This window comes from Variovorax xiamenensis, assembly GCF_050916385.1.
Taxonomy (GTDB): Bacteria; Pseudomonadota; Gammaproteobacteria; order Burkholderiales; family Burkholderiaceae_C; genus Variovorax.
Map to the genome: position 1 here is coordinate 6,939,213 of NZ_CP139038.1, position 16,014 is coordinate 6,955,226.

Genomic DNA, 16,014 nt, shown 5'->3' on the forward strand with positions numbered 1-16,014 from the left:
GGGGCTCAAGCCCGCTCCCGCGTTTCTTCGCGCTGCTGCTTCAGCAGCTTGCTCTTGATGCGGTTGCGCTTCAGGGGGGAGAGATATTCGACGAACACCTTGCCCAGCAGGTGGTCGAGTTCGTGCTGGATGCACACGGCCAGCAGGCCTTCGGCCTCGATGGTGCGCATCTCGCCGTTCTCGTCGAGGGCCTGCACCTTCACCGAGGTGGAACGCAACACGCCGTCGTAGATGCCGGGCACCGAGAGGCAGCCCTCTTCGTTCACGACCTTTTCCTCGCTGGCCCAGGTGATCTCGGGGTTGATCAGCACGATCGGCTGGTTACGCTCCTCGGACACGTCGATGACGACGAGGCGCTCGTGCACGTCGATCTGCGTCGCAGCAAGGCCGATGCCGTTGGCGTCGTACATGGTTTCCAGCATGTCGGCAACCAGCGCCTTGATGCGCGCGTCGACGCCCTGCACCGGCTTGGCCACGGTGTGCAGGCGCTTGTCCGGGTAACTCAGAATGTTTCGTTTGGCCATGAAATCGGGGGAAAGTTGTGGCTATTTTCGCCAATTCCGCGACGACACGCGCCTCTGGAGGCCGAAAACGTTGCCCTCCCAAGGGCTTCAGCGCAGAATTCGTAGCAAATTGTGAGATTCGTATGCGCAGCGATACGTCGCGCGCTCACCCATCAGACATGAAAAAGCTCAGACTCACCGACCGCCGGCGCCCCTCCTTCCTTGCCACGCTGACAGCCCTGGCGGTGATCGGCAGTTGCGGCGCCACGACGGCCTGGGCTCAGAACTACCCCATCACGCCGCAGCAGCGCGCCACCGCCCAGCAGACCGCCCAGGCCGGCGTGCCGCTGAGCGAGCTGTCGCCCAAGGCGCCCGACGAATACACCGTGAAGTCGGGCGACACGCTCTGGGCCATCTCCCGCCTCTACCTGCTGCGCCCCTGGCGCTGGCCGGAACTCTGGGGCATGAACATCAATGAAATCGCCAACCCGCACCGGATCTATCCCGGCCAGGTGCTCTACCTGGACAAGAGCGGCGGCCGCGCCCGCCTGACCACCCGCCGCGGCGGCGCGAGCGGCGACGGCGGCACCATCAAGCTGTCACCCCGCACCCGTTTCGATTCGCTGGCCGGCATGGCCCTGCCCACGCTCAACCCGAGCATCATCGAGCCCTTCCTGAGCGAACCCATCGTGGTGGACGCCGGCACGCTGGAGGCCGCGCCGCGCATCGTGGCCGGCAACGACAGCCGCGTGCTGCTGTCGCGCGGCGACCGGGCCTATGCCCGCGGCACCGCCGAGGCGCCGCTGGTCGAGGTTCCGGGCCCGGTGCAGAACTTCCGCATCTTCCGCAACGCCACGCCGCTGAAGGACCCGGGCACGGGCGAAATCCTCGGCTACGAGGCGCAGTACCTGGGCAAGGCCCGCCTGCAGCGCGGCGAGTCGACCACCGTCGAGACGGTCGAGGACAAGGACATCATCACGGTCGTGCCCGCCAGCATCGACATCATTGCCTCGCGCGAGGAAATGCGCGCCGGCGACCGCCTGCTGCCCGAGCCGCCGCGCCAGCTGCTGAGCTACGTGCCGCGCGCGCCGTCCACGCAGGTCGACGGCCGCATCATCTCGGTCTACGGCAACGCGGTGCAGTTCGCCGCGCAGAACCAGGTGGTGGCCATCAACAAGGGCACGCGCGACGGCATCGACAACGGCCACGTGCTGGCGATCCTGAAGAACGGCGAGACCATCCTCGACCGTACCGGCGCCCGCAAGGAAACCATCAAGCTGCCCAACGAACGCATCGGCCTGCTGATGGTGTTCCGCACCTTCGAGAAGGTTTCGTACGCGCTGGTGCTCGAAATCAACGACACTCCGCGCGCCGGCGACTTCCTCGTCAATCCCTGACCCGCGACTCCGGCCTTACCTCTCGCACACTCGTTTGGAACGCGCAGAACTCGCAGGCTGGCTGCGGCTTTCGCTGACGCCCGGCATCGGCGACGGGGCCGCGCGCCGCCTGCTCGCGGCCTTCGGGCTGCCCGAGCGAATCTTCACCCAGTCCGATGCCGCGCTGCGCGAGGTCGTCTCGCACGCGCAGGCCGAGGCGCTGATGCAGCCTCCCACGGGCCTGCAGGCGCAGATCGATCTGACCTGGCAATGGCTGCAGGCAGGCGACGACAAGGTCTCCCGCCGCGTCGTCACGCTCGGCGACGCCGGCTACCCGGCCTCCCTGCTCGAAATGGCCGATCCGCCGCTGATGCTCTACGTGCTCGGCGCCACAGGCTTCGACCTCACGCAGCTCGGCCACAGCATCGCCGTGGTCGGCAGCCGCAACCCGACGCCGCAGGGCACTACCAACGCACGCAGCTTCGGGCGCGCGCTCGGCGAAGCGGGGCTGCCCGTGGTGTCGGGGCTGGCGCTGGGCGTGGACGGCGCGGCGCACCAGGGCGCGCTCGATGCAGCAGGCGATACGCCCAGGCTCGCGACGGTGGCCGTGGTGGGCACAGGGCTCGACCGCGTCTACCCCGCGCGGCATCGCGACCTTGCTCACCGCATCACGCTGCAGGGGCTGATCGTGAGCGAGCTGCCGCTGGGCACGCCGCCTCTCACGCAGAATTTTCCGAAGCGCAACCGCCTCATCGCCGGGCTCGCGCGCGGCACGCTGGTGGTCGAGGCCGCACTGCAGTCCGGCTCGCTGATCACCGCGCGGCTCACGTCGGAACAGGGCAAGGAAGTGTTCGCGATTCCGGGCTCCATCCATTCGCCGCAATCGCGCGGCTGCCATGCATTGATTCGCCAGGGCGCGAAGCTCGTGGAATCGGTGAGCGACATCCTCGAGGAGTTGCCGCCCCTGCAGGCGCCGCGTGCTGCCGCGGCTGCGCCCGTCTCCAACAACTCGGGCACGGCGTCATCGCAGGAAGACCCGCTGCTGGAGGCTCTCGGCTTCGAGCCGGCGAGCCTCGATGCCCTCAGCGCGCGCACCGGCTGGGGCGCGGCCACGCTGCAGGCGAAGATGCTCGAACTCGAGCTGGACGGACATATCTCGCGCTTGCCCGGCGGACTGTTCCAGCGGGTGGCTTCCACCTAGTTGGCGTTGCACGAACGTCGGCTATATTGAGCCCATGTTCGAAGTGCTTGTTTTTGTCTACGAAAACTACTGGCGCGGCGACGCCTGCCCCGAACCCGAGCAACTGGGCCGCAAGCTCAGTGCCCATGGCTTCGAGGCAGAGGAGATCCGCGAAGCCCTTCACTGGCTCGACGGCCTGAGCCTTGCAACGCAAGGCCTGCAGATCGAACGCAGCGCCGACGACGAGGCCAGCGCCACCGTCGTCCTTCGGGGCAAACCCGAAGCGGCGCTGCCGCAATCGGGCAACGCGATGCGCATCTACTCGCAGGCCGAGCAGGACCATCTCGGCGCCGAGTGCCTCGGCTTCATCCGCTTTCTCGAATCGTCGAACGTGCTGCCCTGCGGGCTGCGCGAGATCGTCGTCGAGCGCGCGATGGCCGCGCCGGGCGATCCGGTCGCGCTCGACGAGCTGAAGATCATCGTGCTGATGGTGCACTGGAGCACCGGCATCGAGCCCGATGCATTGGTGCTCGACGAACTGTGCGAGAGCCGCGAAGGCCGCACGGCGCATTAGCCAGGCTCACCCCAGGCTGCGCGCACTTCGTGTCGCTACGCCAACCCCCTTCCGGGGGCAACACCTGAGGCCCGGCAAAGCCGGTTCCTCGGTGTTCCTTGAAAAGAGCAGAAGCCCGGTCTGCTAGTTCAGCAGGCGCTCTGGATTGGCGTCGAGCTTCGCCAGCGCTTCGCGCGTGGCGCGCACGGTGAGCGTTTCTTCTTCCGCCGGCACCAGCAGGCCGGCCTGCAGATAGCTCGCCAGCCGCCCGGCCTGGATCAGGAAGCTGCGCCCGTCCCCCGATGCGAACAGGTGCAATTGCTTGCGATCGCTGCGCCAGACGAACTGCACCTGGCTCACGCGGTCGTTGTGGTCGAGCATGAACCAGTTGCCCACCTGCAGCTCGTGCGCCCAGGCGATCATGTCGTCGGGCACCTTGGCGCCGGCGGTGTCGGGAATGACCTCGATCGATGCCGCGTCCACACCCAGCAGCAGTTCGATGCTGTGCGCGTCCAGCGGCAGGTCGGCCGTACCGCCCACGTCGCTCACGAAGTCTTCCAGGTGCGCCAGCCGCTCGGCCATGGCCTCGATCTTGGCCTGCGGGATCGCCTCGGTCTTCGACATGAAGGCATCCGACAGCGTGGCGCCGATGGTCTTGATGTGCGCTTCCTGCGGCTCGTCGACGATGCCCAGCAGCGCCATGCCCTGGCGCAGGCGCTGCAGCAGTTGCGGCAGGTCCTGGATCACGCGGGCGCGGTCGGTGCGGTTGGGCTTGGCGCTCGCGGCCCACACCAGCTCGGAGGCCACGCGCTTGAGCATCACGGTCTGCTCGCCCTGCGCGCCATAGCGCAGCGCGGCGATGGCGAGCACCTCGGCCCAGATCTTGAAGAGGAACTCCCGGATCTCGTCGCGCACCGGCATGTCGTTCAACATCTTGCGCAGCTCGATCGTGTACTGGATCGCCATCGTCTCCTTCTGCTCGACCTGCTGCGCCACGCTCATCACGCGCTGCGTGGTGTCGCTCTGCGTCAGGTAGCGGTTGAGGAAGGCGACGAATTCGTCGAACACCAGCTTGAACACGCGCTGGCCGGTCTCGGGGTATTGCTCGATGACCTGCACCACGCGGCGGATCTCGCCTTCGAGCGCGCTGCCGCTGATGGCGGCCGCGTCGAAGCCCATCACGCACGATCCCATGCGGTCGATCAGCATGCGCGCGGGGTGCTGCAGGGTGCCGAAGAACTCGGGCTCGGCGATGGCCACGCGCAGCACCGGCATCTGCAGGCGCGCGAACCACACGCGCGCCGAGAAGGGAATGCGCTCCTCGGCGAGGATGGCCTGGAACATCAGCGCGACGATCTCGACCGTGGCCTTGTCGGCGGTGGTCGGCGCACGCTTCTTGAGCTCGGCGGTGCGGCGGCGCAGGTCGACGGCCGTCTGCTGCATCACCGTGGCCTGTTCGGCCGCGCCTTCCATGTACTGCGTGGCGGCCATCCGGTAGGCGGCCTCGGCTTCGGCGATGGCGCCGGCGAAAGTCCTGGAGAACGCGCGCGGCGCCGGGCTGACGCCGCCACCGCCCTGGCCGCCCGGCTGGCTGCTGCCCGGGCTCGTGGTGCGGCTTTCCGCGCCGGCGGCCTGGAATGCGCCTCCGGCAGCGCCCGGGTCGCCGCCGATGCGGGCGGTCACGAAACGCTTGAGGCTCAGCAGCGCCGTCTGCGCGCGCTGCCGCGCGATCGTCAACGGCGAGCCGCCGGTGGTCGTGGTGGGTGCCGGGGCGGCCGGCACGGACACCTGCTGCTGCTGGCCTTCGAATCCGAAGCCGGGCCGCTGCACGCCCTGTGGGTGCGGACCGCCGGACATGCCGCTGTCCATCGGCACGGCACCCGATCCGCCGCTGCCGCCACCTCCCGCGCCCCCCGCGTTGCCCGTGCGCCGGACAAAGCTCTTGAGGTCGATCTCCTGCATCACGCCATTGGCGATCAGATGGGCATTGGCGCTCTCGTAGGCCTTGACGATCACCTCGACCAGCCCCTGCTGCACAGTGTCCTGCACGCGGGTCCAGAGGGTGCGGCTCAGGCCGGCCGCGAGCCATTGCTCGACCAGCAGCTTGGCCAGCGTCTCGGGCTTGAGCACATCCTTGGAGTCGAGCTCGGTGGTGCCCTCGAGGTGCTGGATGCGCAGGCGCAGGTCGCTGAGCTCGAAGCTGGCCTTGTCGTGGATGAGCTGCGCGAGGCGCGAGGAGAGGATGTTGCTTTCCACCACCTCGTCGCCGATCAGCTCGAGACGCAGCGCCGAAGGCAAGGTGCCCGCGCCGCCGGAGCTGGCGGCCAGCGCCTTGCGCCAGCCGGCCTGGGTGAGCGTGACCCACTGGGTAGCCTGCCCCTGGAACGCGACGAAGTCGTCGCGGTTCTCCTGCATGGAGCGGGCGGTGCCGGCCTCGGTTGCCAGCGTGGTCAGCCGGTCCCGGATCGCGCGTGCCAGCGGGGCGATGGCGCCTTCCGTGGCCAAGACGAAACGCTCACGCGTCTCGCGTGCGAGCTGCAGGGAAGAAGCGGACCGCGCAATGCTCATTGAAAGGTCGGAAGGGCCAGGGTAGTCGATTCGTTGGCGACAACCGGAGCTTGCATCGGGACGGGCTGGCGCACAAGTGTGGAGATTGCCCGGCGTTGCATGCGAACCGCGGCGACGGTTGTCGCCGCCGCGGGTGCCCTGGGTTGCCGAACCCTGGAGTATCCGTCAGACGACGGCGCCGGCGTTCGGGTCGTCCTCGGAGCCGCCGTCGCGCTTGGCCGGGCCGCCCTTGACCAAGTCCTCGCGCTTCACGCCCAGCCACATGGCGATCGCCGCCGCCACGAAGGCCGACGAGTAGATGCCGAAGCAGATGCCGATGGTCAGCGCCAGGGCGAAGTAGTGCAGGGTCGGGCCGCCGAAGAAGAACATCGACAGCACCACCAGCTGGGTGGAACCGTGGGTGATGATGGTCCGGCTGATGGTCGAGGTGATCGCGTTGTCGATGATCTCGGTGGTCGACATCTTGCGGTAGCGGCGGAAGTTCTCGCGGATCCGGTCGAAGATCACGACCGACTCGTTCACCGAGTAGCCCAGCACCGCCAGCACCGCCGCCAGCACCGCCAGCGAGAACTCCCACTGGAAGAAGGCGAAGAAGCCCAGGATGATCACCACGTCGTGCAGGTTGGCCAGAACGGTAGCCAGCGCAAACTTCCACTCGAAGCGGAACGCCAGGTAGATCATGATGCCGACGACCACCATCGCCAGCGCCTTCAGGCCGTTGGTGGTGAGCTCGTCGCCGACCTGCGGGCCGACGAACTCGTTGCTGCGCAGCTCCACCGAGGGTTCGGCCGCCTTCAGCGCGGTCATCACCTCGGCGCTCTGCTGGGCGGAGGTCACGCCCTTCTTCACCGGCAGGCGGATCTGCACCGACTTGCCGAAGCTCTGGACCTGCACTTCGGTGTAGCCGAGCGTGCCGACGATCTCTCGGACCTTGCCGACGTCAGCCGACTGGTTGTAGGCGACTTCCATCACCGTGCCGCCGGTGAACTCCACCGACAGGTGCAGCCCGCGGTGGAACAGGAAGAACACCGCCAGCGCGAAGGTGACGACGGAAACGATGTTCAGCACCAGCGCGTGGCGCATGAACGGGATGGTCTTGTGGATGCGGAAGAATTCCATGGCTGTGCGTCCTTCTTCTGCCGCTTACTTGGTTTCGGCCGCGGCCGTGCCGTCGGTCGCAGGGCGCCACACCGTACCGATGGACACCGACTTGAGCTTCTTCTTCTGGCCGTACCAGAAGTTCACGAGGCCGCGCGAGAAGAACACGGCCGAGAACATCGAGGTGACGATGCCGATGCAGTGCACCACCGCGAAGCCGCGCACCGGGCCCGAGCCGAAGGCCAGCAGCGCGATGCCCGCGATCAGCGTGGTCACGTTGGAGTCCAGGATGGTGCCCCAGGCGCGTTCGTAGCCCGCATGGATCGCCGCCTGCGGCGATGCCCCGTTGCGCAGCTCCTCGCGCACCCGCTCGTTGATCAGCACGTTGGAGTCGATCGCCACGCCGATGGCCAGCGCCATGGCCGCGATGCCGGGCAGCGTGAGCGTGGCCTGCAGGATGGAGAGGATGGCCACCAGCAGCAGCAGGTTGACGGCCAGCGCGATCGACGAGAACAGGCCGAACAGCGCGTAGTAGATGCACATGAACACCATGATCGCGGCGAAGCCGTACATCACGCTGTCGAAGCCCTTCTTGATGTTCTCGGCACCCTGCGTCGGGCCGATGGTGCGCTCCTGGATGATTTCCATGGGCGCCGCCAGCGAGCCGGCGCGCAGCAGCAGCGCGAGGTCGTTCGCCTCGGCCACGCTCATCGAGCCCGAGACCTGGAAGCGGTTGCCCAGTTCGCCGTTGATCGAGGGAGCCGTGAGCACTTCGCCCTTGCCCTTCTCGAAGATCAGCATGGCCATGCGCTTCTTGTAGTTCTCGCGGCTGACGTCACGCATGATGGTGCCGCCCTTGGAGTCCATGGTCAGGTCGACCTTGGGCTGGTTGCTCTGCTGGTCGAAGCCGGGCTGCGCGTCGGTGAGGTTCTCGCCGGTGACGAGCACCTGCTTCTTCACGATCACCGGGCGGCCCTGGCGGTCGAGGAATTTCTCGGAGCCGAAGGGCACCGGGCCGCCGCTCAGTTCGGCCGAGCGGCCTTCAGCGCTTTCGTCCACCAGGCGCATTTCGAGCGTGGCGGTGCGGCCGATGATCCGCTTGGCCTGTGCCGGGTCCTGCATGCCGGGCAGCTGCACGACGATGCGGTCGATGCCCTGCTGCTGGATCACCGGCTCGGCCACGCCGAGTTCGTTGATCCGGTTGTGCAGCGTGGTCACGTTCTGCTTGAGAGCCGCGTCCTGGAAGCGGCGCGCGGCCTCGGGCTTGATGCTCGCCACGATGCGCCATTCGCTGCCCTGCTGGGTCTCGACGGTGCTCAGGTCGGGCATCTGGTCCTGGATCAGGCGCCGGGCGATCTCGACGCTGTCGGCGTCGCGCAGCGTGATCTCGACGCTCTGGCCGTTGCGGTTCACGGCACTGCCGCGCACCTTCTTCTCGCGCAGGCCCATGCGGATGTCGCCGGCGAAGGATTCGGCCTTCTTGTCGAGCACGCCGCGCATGTCGACCTGCAGCAGGAAGTCGACGCCGCCGCGCAGGTCGAGGCCCAGGTACATCGGGAATGCGTGCAGCGCGGTCAGCCACGAGGGCGAGCGCGACACAAGGTTCAGCGCCACCGTGTAGGAGGCGTCGTCGACGTCGGGCACCAGCGCCTGCTGGAGCGTGTCGCGCGCCTTGATCTGGTCGTCGGGGGTCGCGAAGCGGGCCCGCACCGCCGTGGGCTCGAGGGTCAGCAGGTCGGGCGTGAGGCCAGCCGTCTTGAGCAGCTCCTGCACCCTAGCCTGGGTCGACGCGTCGATCTTGACGGTGGACTTCGCCGCCGACACCTGCACCGCAGGCGCTTCACCGAAGAAATTGGGAAGGGCGTAGATGAGCCCCACGAGCAGCACGACCACGATGATCGCGTACTTCCAGACCGGGTAACGGTTCATGAGAAAGCGCTTTTTCTGAAACGGAACACGGCGTGAATTGGGGCCCCGCGCCCGAAGGCGCAAGGTCAGCTCACGCTTTTATTTGACGGAGCCCTTGGGCAGGACCTGCACCACGGCGCTGCGCTGGATCTTGATCTCGACGCCGTTGGCGATCTCGAGGCCCAGGTACTGGTCGTTCAGCGAGGTGATCTTGCCGAGCACGCCGCCGGCGGTAGCGACTTCGTCGCCCTTGGCCAGGGCTTCGATCATGGCGCGGGCTTCCTTCTGGCGCTTCATCTGGGGCCGGATCATGACGAAGTACAGCACCACGAACATCAGCACGAGGGGCAGCATGCTGCCGAGCGAGGACATCATGTCGCCGCCGCCTGCAGCGGGCGCGGTCTGGGCGAAAGCAGAGGAAATGAACAAGAGAGTCTCCAGCAGAGGGAAGAGAAAGAAAACGCAGGGGAGCGGGCCCTGCCCGCAGTTCCTTGGGCTTCGCGGCCACGCGGGATGCGGGCTGCGCAAAGTCAAAGCGCGGCGGTGCCTGGCCGCGCACAGCACCGGGCATTGTATTCGGCGCGGATGGCCGCCCGGAGCGCTTATCCGGCGCGGTGGGGAGGGCTTTCCAGCGGTCCGGAAAGCCGGCGAGACGCTATCGATTCAATAGCAAAGGGCGCCCACGGGCGCCCTTTGCATGATCGGCCGGCCTGGCAATCAGGCGGCCGCGCGCTGCCCCTGCGGGTTGCGCCACCTGGCCATGAGCTCGCTCCAGCGGGTGCGGGCGGCCACCAGGTTGCGGTCCTTCACGTGGCCGTAGCCGCGGATCTGCTCGGGCAGGGTCGCGATCTCCAGCGCCAGTGCGTGGTTGTCGGCACGCAGGGCGCCAATAACTTCCTCGATGCTGGCGCGGTATTCGCCGATCAGCGCGCGCTCGGTCCTGCGTTCTTCCGTGCGGCCGAAGACGTCGAGCGCCGTGCCGCGCAGGCCCTTGAGCTTCGCGAGGAACCTGAAGCCGGTCAGCATCCACGGGCCGAACTTCTGCTTCTGCAGCTGCCCCTTGGAGTTCTTTTTCGCGATGATCGGCGGAGCCAGGTGGTAGTTGAGCTTGTAGTCCCCCTCGAACATGCCCTCGACGCGGTCGAGGAAAGTCCGGTCGGTGTGCAGGCGGGCGACTTCGTACTCGTCCTTGTAGGCCATCAGCTTGAACAGGTAGCGCGCGACAGCCTCGGTCAGCGCCGTGCTCTTGCCGGCGGCCGATTCGGCCTGCTGCACCTTGCCCACGAACTGCCGGTATTCCTCGGCGTAGGCCGCGTTCTGGTAGCCCGTCAGGAACTCCACGCGGCGCGCGACGATGCTCTCGACCGACTCGCGCTTCTTGAACTCGATGACCTGCCCCGGGCGCACACGCTTCTGCAGCTCTTCGGGACGCACCGCCGCCTGGCGCCCCCACTCGAAGGCCGCCTTGTTGTTCTCGACGGCCACGGCGTTCAGCTCGATGGCGCGCATCAGCGACTCGTGCGCCAGCGGGATCCAGCCCTTCTGCCACGCGTAGCCCAGGATCATCGGGTTGACGTAGATGGTGTCGCCCATCAGCGTGGTCGCGGCGGCATCGGCATCGAAGGTGCCCATGCCGTCGATGCCCACGGCGCGCGCGATCTCGGCGGCGCAGGCTTCTTCCGGGTTCTTCCAGTTGGCGTTGCGCACGAAGGCGGCCGTCGGCGAGCTGTGGCTGTTGAGCGCCACGTGCGTGCGCCCTTCGCGCATGCGCGCCATGGTCTCGGCGTTCACCGTGACCAGCGGGTCGCAGGCCAGGATCAGGTCGGCCGCCGCCGTGCCCACGCGCGTGGTGCGGATGTCATCCTGCGTGTCGCCGATGAGCACGTGGCTCCAGGTGGCGCCGCCCTTTTGCGCAAGGCCGGCCGCGTCCTGCGTGACGATGCCCTTGGCCTCGATGTGCGCCGCCATGCCCAGCAGCTGGCCGATGGTGATGACGCCGGTGCCGCCGACGCCCGCCACCACCACGCCCCAGACCCTGCCGCCGGCCAGCGACGGGATCGAGGGCTCGGGCAGCAGGCCGAACTCGGCCGGCGTGCCTGCCTTGTTCTTGCCCTTCTTCTTGAGCTGGCCGCCCTCGACGGTCACGAAGCTGGGGCAGAAGCCCTTCAGGCAGCTCATGTCCTTGTTGCAGCTGCTCTGGTTGATGGTGCGCTTGCGGCCGAACTCGGTCTCCAGCGGCTCCACGCTCAGGCAGTTGCTCTGCACGCTGCAGTCGCCGCAGCCTTCGCAGACCAGCTCGTTGATGACCACGCGCCTGGCCGGATCGACGGCCGTGCCGCGCTTGCGGCGGCGGCGCTTCTCGGTCGCGCAGGTCTGGTCGTAGATGATGGCCGTGGTGCCCGGGATGGCGCGGAACTCGCGCTGCACCTCGTCGAGCAGGTCGCGGTGCTTCACCTGCACGTGCTCGCCGGGGATGCTCACGCCCTCGTACTTCTCGGGCTCGTCGGTGACGATGACGACCTTCTTGGCGCCCTCGGCATGCAGGCTCTCGGCAATCTGCAGCACCGAGTGGCCCTCGGGGCGCTCGCCGACCTGCTGGCCGCCGGTCATGGCGACCGCGTCGTTGTAGAGGATCTTGTAGGTGATGTTCACGCCCGCCGCGATGCTCTGGCGGATGGCGAGCAGGCCGCTGTGGAAGTAGGTGCCGTCGCCCAGGTTCGCGAAGATGTGCTGGTCGGTCGTGAAGGGCTGCTGGCCCACCCACGGCACGCCCTCGCCGCCCATCTGCGTGAAGCCGATGGTGGAGCGGTCCATCCAGGTCGCCATGAAGTGGCAGCCGATGCCGCCCATGGCGCGCGAGCCCTCGGGCACGACGGTGCTGGTGTTGTGCGGGCAGCCCGAGCAGAACCAGGGCTGGCGCGTGGCGTCGGCCACGCCGGTGGAGGCCTGCTGCAGCGCCATCGAGCGCTCCTTGGCCTCGAGGATGGCGAGCTGCGCGTCGATGCGCGCGGCCATGTCGGCGCCGGCGGCCGCCAGCAGGCCGGTCTTCTTCAGGCGCGTGGCGATGGCCTTGGCGATGAGCGCCGGGTTCAGGTCGGCGTTGGCGCGCAGCAGCGTGTGCGAGGTCGGGTTGGGCATCGACCACTCGCCGCCCGAGTAGCCCTCGGCCGCGTGCACCTCGCCCTCGTCGAACTTGCCGACCACGTTGGGCCGCACGTCGGGGCGCCAGTTGTAGAGCTCTTCCTTGAGCTGGTATTCGATGACCTGGCGCTTCTCTTCGACCACCAGGATTTCCTGCAGGCCGGTGGCGAACTGGCGCGTGAGCTGCGCCTCCAGCGGCCACACCACGCCCACCTTGTGCAGGCGGATGCCGAGCTGGCGGCAGGCCGCGTCGTCCAGGCCCAGGTCGATGAGCGCCTGGCGGGTGTCGTTGTAGGCCTTGCCGCTGGCCATGATGCCGAAGCGGTCGTTCGGGCCCTCGATCACGTTGTGGTTGAGACGGTTGGCGCGGATGTAGGCCAGCGCGGCATACCACTTGTAGTGCATGAGCCGGGCTTCCTGCTCCAGCGCATGGTCGGGCCAGCGGATGTGCAGGCCGCCGGGCGGCATCTCGAAGTCGGTGGGGATGACGATCTCGACGCGGTCGGGGTCGATCATCGCCGTGGCGCTCGACTCGACGATCTCCTGGATCGTCTTCATGCCCGACCACACGCCCGAGAAGCGGCTCAGCGCGAAGGCGTGGATGCCCAGGTCGAGGATCTCCTGCACGTTCGCCGGAAAGAACACCGGCGTGCCGCAGGCCTTGAAGATGTGGTCGCTCTGGTGCGCGGCGGTGGAGCTCTTGGAGATGTGGTCGTCGCCCGCCACCGCGATCACGCCGCCGTACTCGGTGGTGCCGGCCATGTTGGCGTGCTTGAAGACGTCGGAGCAGCGGTCCACGCCCGGGCCCTTGCCGTACCAGATGCCGAAGACGCCGTCGAACTTGTTGGTGCCCTGCGGCGAGAAGCCCAGCTGCTGGGTGCCCCAGAGCGCGGTGGCCGCGAGCTCCTCGTTCACGCCGGGCTGGAAGACGATGTTCTGTTCCTTGAGGAACTTGCTGGCCTTCCACAGCGCCTGGTCGTAGCCGCCGAGCGGGGAGCCGCGGTAGCCGCTGATGAAGCCGGCGGTGTTCTTGCCGGCCTGCTGGTCGCGCAGGCGCTGCAGCATGGGCAGCTTCACGAGGGCCTGCACGCCGCTCATGAATGCGCGGCCGTAGTCGAGGGAGTATTTGTCGTCGAGCGTGACGGTTTCTAGGGCCTTGCGAATGTGCGCGGGTAGCGGTGCATTCATGTCGTCTGTCTCCGTTTGGCAGGGCCTCGTGGGCCTGGCTGTTTCTGGGTCTGTGCCCGGGTAGGGCACGAGCCCATCATCACGCAAAGTGTATGCCGGGGTCCGCGACAGGTGTTTGCGTTCTTTGCCTGGAAAAACGCGCTTCCAGAAAGAATCTTGCTTAACATCGGCATCCATGGAAAGTATCGACAAGTTCGACCTCGCAATCCTGCAAGAACTGCAGGCAGATGGCCGCCTCACCAATGCCGAGCTTGCGCAGCGCGTGGGCCTGTCGGCCGCGCCCTGCTGGCGCCGGGTGCGGGCGCTGGAAGAGGCCGGCTTCATCAAGGGCTATCACGCGGAGATCGACCGCCACAAGATCGGCCTGGGCGTGCTCGCCTTCGTGCGGGTGGACACCGAGCGCGTCACCCACGAGGCCACCCGCCGGCTGGAGGACGCGATCCGCAAGCTGCCCGACGTGATCGCCTGCCACTACATCAGCGGCACCGGCACCTTCGAGCTGCAGGTGGTGGCGCAGGACCTCGACAGCTTCTCGGCCTTCGCGCGCCAGCACCTGATGAACCTGCCGAACGTGAAGGATCTGCACACCAGCTTCTCGCTGGGCGAGGTGAAGGCCAGCAGCGCGCTGCCGCTGGCGCACCTGGGCGGCGGCGCCCGGTCGCGCGGGTCCTAGCGTCCTGGTCCGGGGAGGGATCAGCGCCGCTCGGCGCGGCTGGCCTCGCGGATCGCGCGGAATTCCGACGACTGCCCCCACTCGGGCCAGCGCCGGCTGTTGGCCAGCGTCTCGCCCACGCGATAGAGCAGCGGCAGGTCGTGCGCCATGCCGGTGAAGGACCAGTCGGCGCGCCATTCGTCGGCCGGCTGGTGGTAGCGATCGGCGGTGTAGGCCTTGCTCGCCGCTTCGCCGGCCGCGAGGCCGCCGTCCACCAGGTCGTTGCCCGACGCGAAGGACAGCGCGGGCACGCCGCGCTTGGCGAAGGAGAAATGGTCGGAGCGGAAGAAGTAGCCGGCCTCGGGATGCGGGTCGGGCGCGTAGGCCAGCCCGAAGCCCCGGGCCTGCTCGACCAGCAGGTCCTGCAGCTGCGACACCGCGCTGCCCGAGGTGCTGAAGTTGCGCGCCGGGCCCTCGGGGCTGAGCGCGTCCATGTTGATGACGGCCACGGTCTTCGCCAGCGGATAGAGCGGCCTGGCGCCGTAGAACTCCGAGCCGAGCAGGCCGCGCTCCTCGGCCGTCACCGCCAGGAAGACCACCGATCGCTCCGGCCTGTGGCGCGCGCTCGCGAAGGCGCGGCCCATCTCGACCAGCGCGGCCAGGCCGGTGCCGTTGTCGACGGCGCCGTTGTAGATGCGGTCGCCCTTGGCGTCGGGCGCGCCGACGCCGAGGTGGTCCCAGTGGGCGCTGTAGATCACCGTCTCGCCCGGGTGCTTGCGGCCTTCGACGCGGCCCACCACGTTCTTCGAGACGATCACCTGCCGGTCGATCGCGTACTCGGCCGACAGGCTCGCGTCCTTCAGCACCTGCGGCTGGAACTCGCGCGTCTGCGCGAGCTTCTTCTGCGCCTCGAAGTCCAGGCCCGCGCGGCGCAGCAGCTCAACCGCCACGTCGCGCTGGATCCAGCCCTCCAGCTTCGGATGCACCGACGCGGGCTGCTCGCGCTCGATGTCGAGCATGGTCGCGGTGTTGGAGTTCTTGACCGTGGCCCAGCCGTAGGCCGCCGGCGCGGTCTCGTGCACGATCAGCACGCCGAGCGCGCCGCGGCGCGCGGCCTCTTCGAACTTGTAGGTCCAACGGCCGTAGTAGGTCATGGCCTTGCCGCCGAAGTCGCCGCTGCCCGTTTCGAAATCCGGGTCGTTCACCAGCACCACGGCGATCTTGCCCTTCAGGTCGACGCCCTTGTAGTCGTCCCAGCGCCGCTCGGGCGCGCTGACGCCGTAGCCCACGAAGACCAGCGGCGCCTGCTGGATCGAAACCGCGGTCGAGCCGTCGAGCGCCGCGCGCACCGCGATCTGCTCGCCCTGCGCCAGCGCGTCGCGCTGCGAGCCCACCTGCAGCGTGATCTGCGGCGCGCCGCGGAACTCGGTCTTCACCAGCGGCACCGACTGCGTCCACGTGCGCCGGCCGCCTTCGAGATCGCCGCCCGGCGCGAGGCCGGCCGCCTTGAACTGCGCGACGAGGTAGTCGACCGTCTTCGCCTCCGCCGGCGTGGCCGGCGCGCGGCCCTCGAAGTCGTCGCCGGAGACCGTCTTCACGATCTGCGAGAGCCGCTGCGGATCGAAGCGCGGCCCCGGCGGATCGGCAGCCAGCGCACCGGTGGTGCCCGCCGCGAGACCGATGCCGCAGAGGAGAAGATGAAGGGAAAGGGAAGCTGGCCGCCGGGTCGTCATGCAAGGCTCCTGGTCCGCAAAGCTCCGGATGCTAGCCAGCGGGGCACGCCTGTTCGCCGATGCCCTTCATCCCGCGCCGAGAACCTTGGTTAGCCCGCCAGCGCGCCGGCAGCA

Annotated in this window: 11 protein-coding genes; 4 read left to right on the top strand and 7 right to left on the bottom strand. The window is 68.1% G+C overall.

What is annotated here, in order from left to right; genetic code table 11:
• Positions 1 to 5 precede the first annotated feature (5 nt).
• On the bottom strand, positions 6 to 524 hold the full coding sequence (def, locus tag SFB74_RS32000; protein ID WP_432728394.1) for a peptide deformylase: 519 nt from the start codon (positions 522 to 524) through the stop codon (positions 6 to 8).
• Between the two features lie 158 nt (positions 525 to 682).
• Here def and SFB74_RS32005 point away from each other — a divergent pair, with 158 nt between their 5' ends.
• Genes SFB74_RS32005 through SFB74_RS32015 form a run of 3 tightly spaced genes read left to right on the top strand, consistent with a single transcriptional unit; the run spans position 683 to position 3,633 of the window.
• Positions 683 to 1,900, top strand: coding sequence for a LysM peptidoglycan-binding domain-containing protein (locus tag SFB74_RS32005; protein WP_432728395.1), 1,218 nt, complete (start codon positions 683 to 685; stop codon positions 1,898 to 1,900).
• Positions 1,901 to 1,934: 34 nt separating this feature from the next.
• A complete protein-coding gene (gene dprA / locus SFB74_RS32010; RefSeq protein ID WP_432728396.1) occupies positions 1,935 to 3,080 on the top strand; it encodes a DNA-processing protein DprA in 1,146 nt (381 codons plus the stop codon).
• 34 nt (positions 3,081 to 3,114) lie between these two features.
• Positions 3,115 to 3,633, top strand: a complete 519-nt coding sequence (locus tag SFB74_RS32015) for a DUF494 family protein (protein WP_432728397.1) — start codon at positions 3,115 to 3,117, stop codon at positions 3,631 to 3,633.
• Positions 3,634 to 3,756: 123 nt separating this feature from the next.
• Here the strand turns inward: SFB74_RS32015 and SFB74_RS32020 are convergent, their stop codons facing one another.
• The 5 genes from SFB74_RS32020 to SFB74_RS32040 all read right to left on the bottom strand — a co-directional run bounded on the left by SFB74_RS32020 (position 3,757) and on the right by SFB74_RS32040 (position 13,515).
• Positions 3,757 to 6,180 (bottom strand): DUF1631 family protein, encoded by a 2,424-nt coding sequence (locus tag SFB74_RS32020; RefSeq protein ID WP_432728399.1) that lies wholly within the window; start codon positions 6,178 to 6,180, stop codon positions 3,757 to 3,759.
• Positions 6,181 to 6,345: 165 nt separating this feature from the next.
• Positions 6,346 to 7,299 carry a protein translocase subunit SecF gene (gene secF, locus SFB74_RS32025; protein ID WP_432728401.1) on the bottom strand — a complete coding sequence of 318 codons (954 nt, stop codon included), beginning with the start codon at positions 7,297 to 7,299 and terminating at the stop codon, positions 6,346 to 6,348.
• A gap of 24 nt (positions 7,300 to 7,323) precedes the next feature.
• Positions 7,324 to 9,207 carry a protein translocase subunit SecD gene (secD, locus tag SFB74_RS32030; protein ID WP_432728402.1) on the bottom strand — a complete coding sequence of 628 codons (1,884 nt, stop codon included), beginning with the start codon at positions 9,205 to 9,207 and terminating at the stop codon, positions 7,324 to 7,326.
• A 78-nt stretch (positions 9,208 to 9,285) separates the two neighbouring features.
• Entirely contained in the window at positions 9,286 to 9,615 is a 330-nt protein-coding gene (yajC, locus tag SFB74_RS32035) for a preprotein translocase subunit YajC (RefSeq protein ID WP_432728404.1), read from the bottom strand.
• Positions 9,616 to 9,903: 288 nt separating this feature from the next.
• Entirely contained in the window at positions 9,904 to 13,515 is a 3,612-nt protein-coding gene (locus tag SFB74_RS32040; protein WP_432728406.1) for an indolepyruvate ferredoxin oxidoreductase family protein, read from the bottom strand.
• Positions 13,516 to 13,690: 175 nt separating this feature from the next.
• On the opposite strand from SFB74_RS32040, the gene SFB74_RS32045 reads away from it, so the two are divergent.
• Positions 13,691 to 14,188, top strand: coding sequence for an Lrp/AsnC family transcriptional regulator (locus SFB74_RS32045; RefSeq protein WP_432728408.1), 498 nt, complete (start codon positions 13,691 to 13,693; stop codon positions 14,186 to 14,188).
• 20 nt (positions 14,189 to 14,208) lie between these two features.
• On the opposite strand, the gene SFB74_RS32050 is transcribed toward SFB74_RS32045, so the two are convergent.
• Complete coding sequence (locus SFB74_RS32050; protein ID WP_432728409.1) at positions 14,209 to 15,900, bottom strand: M28 family metallopeptidase; 1,692 nt, start codon at positions 15,898 to 15,900, stop codon at positions 14,209 to 14,211.
• Positions 15,901 to 16,014: the final 114 nt, after the last annotated feature.

Excerpts from the sequence above, each read along its gene's own strand:
- SFB74_RS32040 (WP_432728406.1), bottom strand. The coding sequence starts at position 13,515 with ATGAATGCACCGCTACCCGCGCACATTCGCAAGGCCCTAGAAACCGTC.
- SFB74_RS32020 (WP_432728399.1), bottom strand. The coding sequence starts at position 6,180 with ATGAGCATTGCGCGGTCCGCTTCTTCCCTGCAGCTCGCACGCGAGACG.
- secF (WP_432728401.1), bottom strand. The coding sequence starts at position 7,299 with ATGGAATTCTTCCGCATCCACAAGACCATCCCGTTCATGCGCCACGCG.
- def (WP_432728394.1), bottom strand. The coding sequence starts at position 524 with ATGGCCAAACGAAACATTCTGAGTTACCCGGACAAGCGCCTGCACACC.
- SFB74_RS32050 (WP_432728409.1), bottom strand. The coding sequence starts at position 15,900 with ATGACGACCCGGCGGCCAGCTTCCCTTTCCCTTCATCTTCTCCTCTGC.
- SFB74_RS32005 (WP_432728395.1), top strand. The coding sequence starts at position 683 with ATGAAAAAGCTCAGACTCACCGACCGCCGGCGCCCCTCCTTCCTTGCC.
- SFB74_RS32015 (WP_432728397.1), top strand. The coding sequence starts at position 3,115 with ATGTTCGAAGTGCTTGTTTTTGTCTACGAAAACTACTGGCGCGGCGAC.
- SFB74_RS32045 (WP_432728408.1), top strand. The coding sequence starts at position 13,691 with ATGGAAAGTATCGACAAGTTCGACCTCGCAATCCTGCAAGAACTGCAG.
- secD (WP_432728402.1), bottom strand. The coding sequence starts at position 9,207 with ATGAACCGTTACCCGGTCTGGAAGTACGCGATCATCGTGGTCGTGCTG.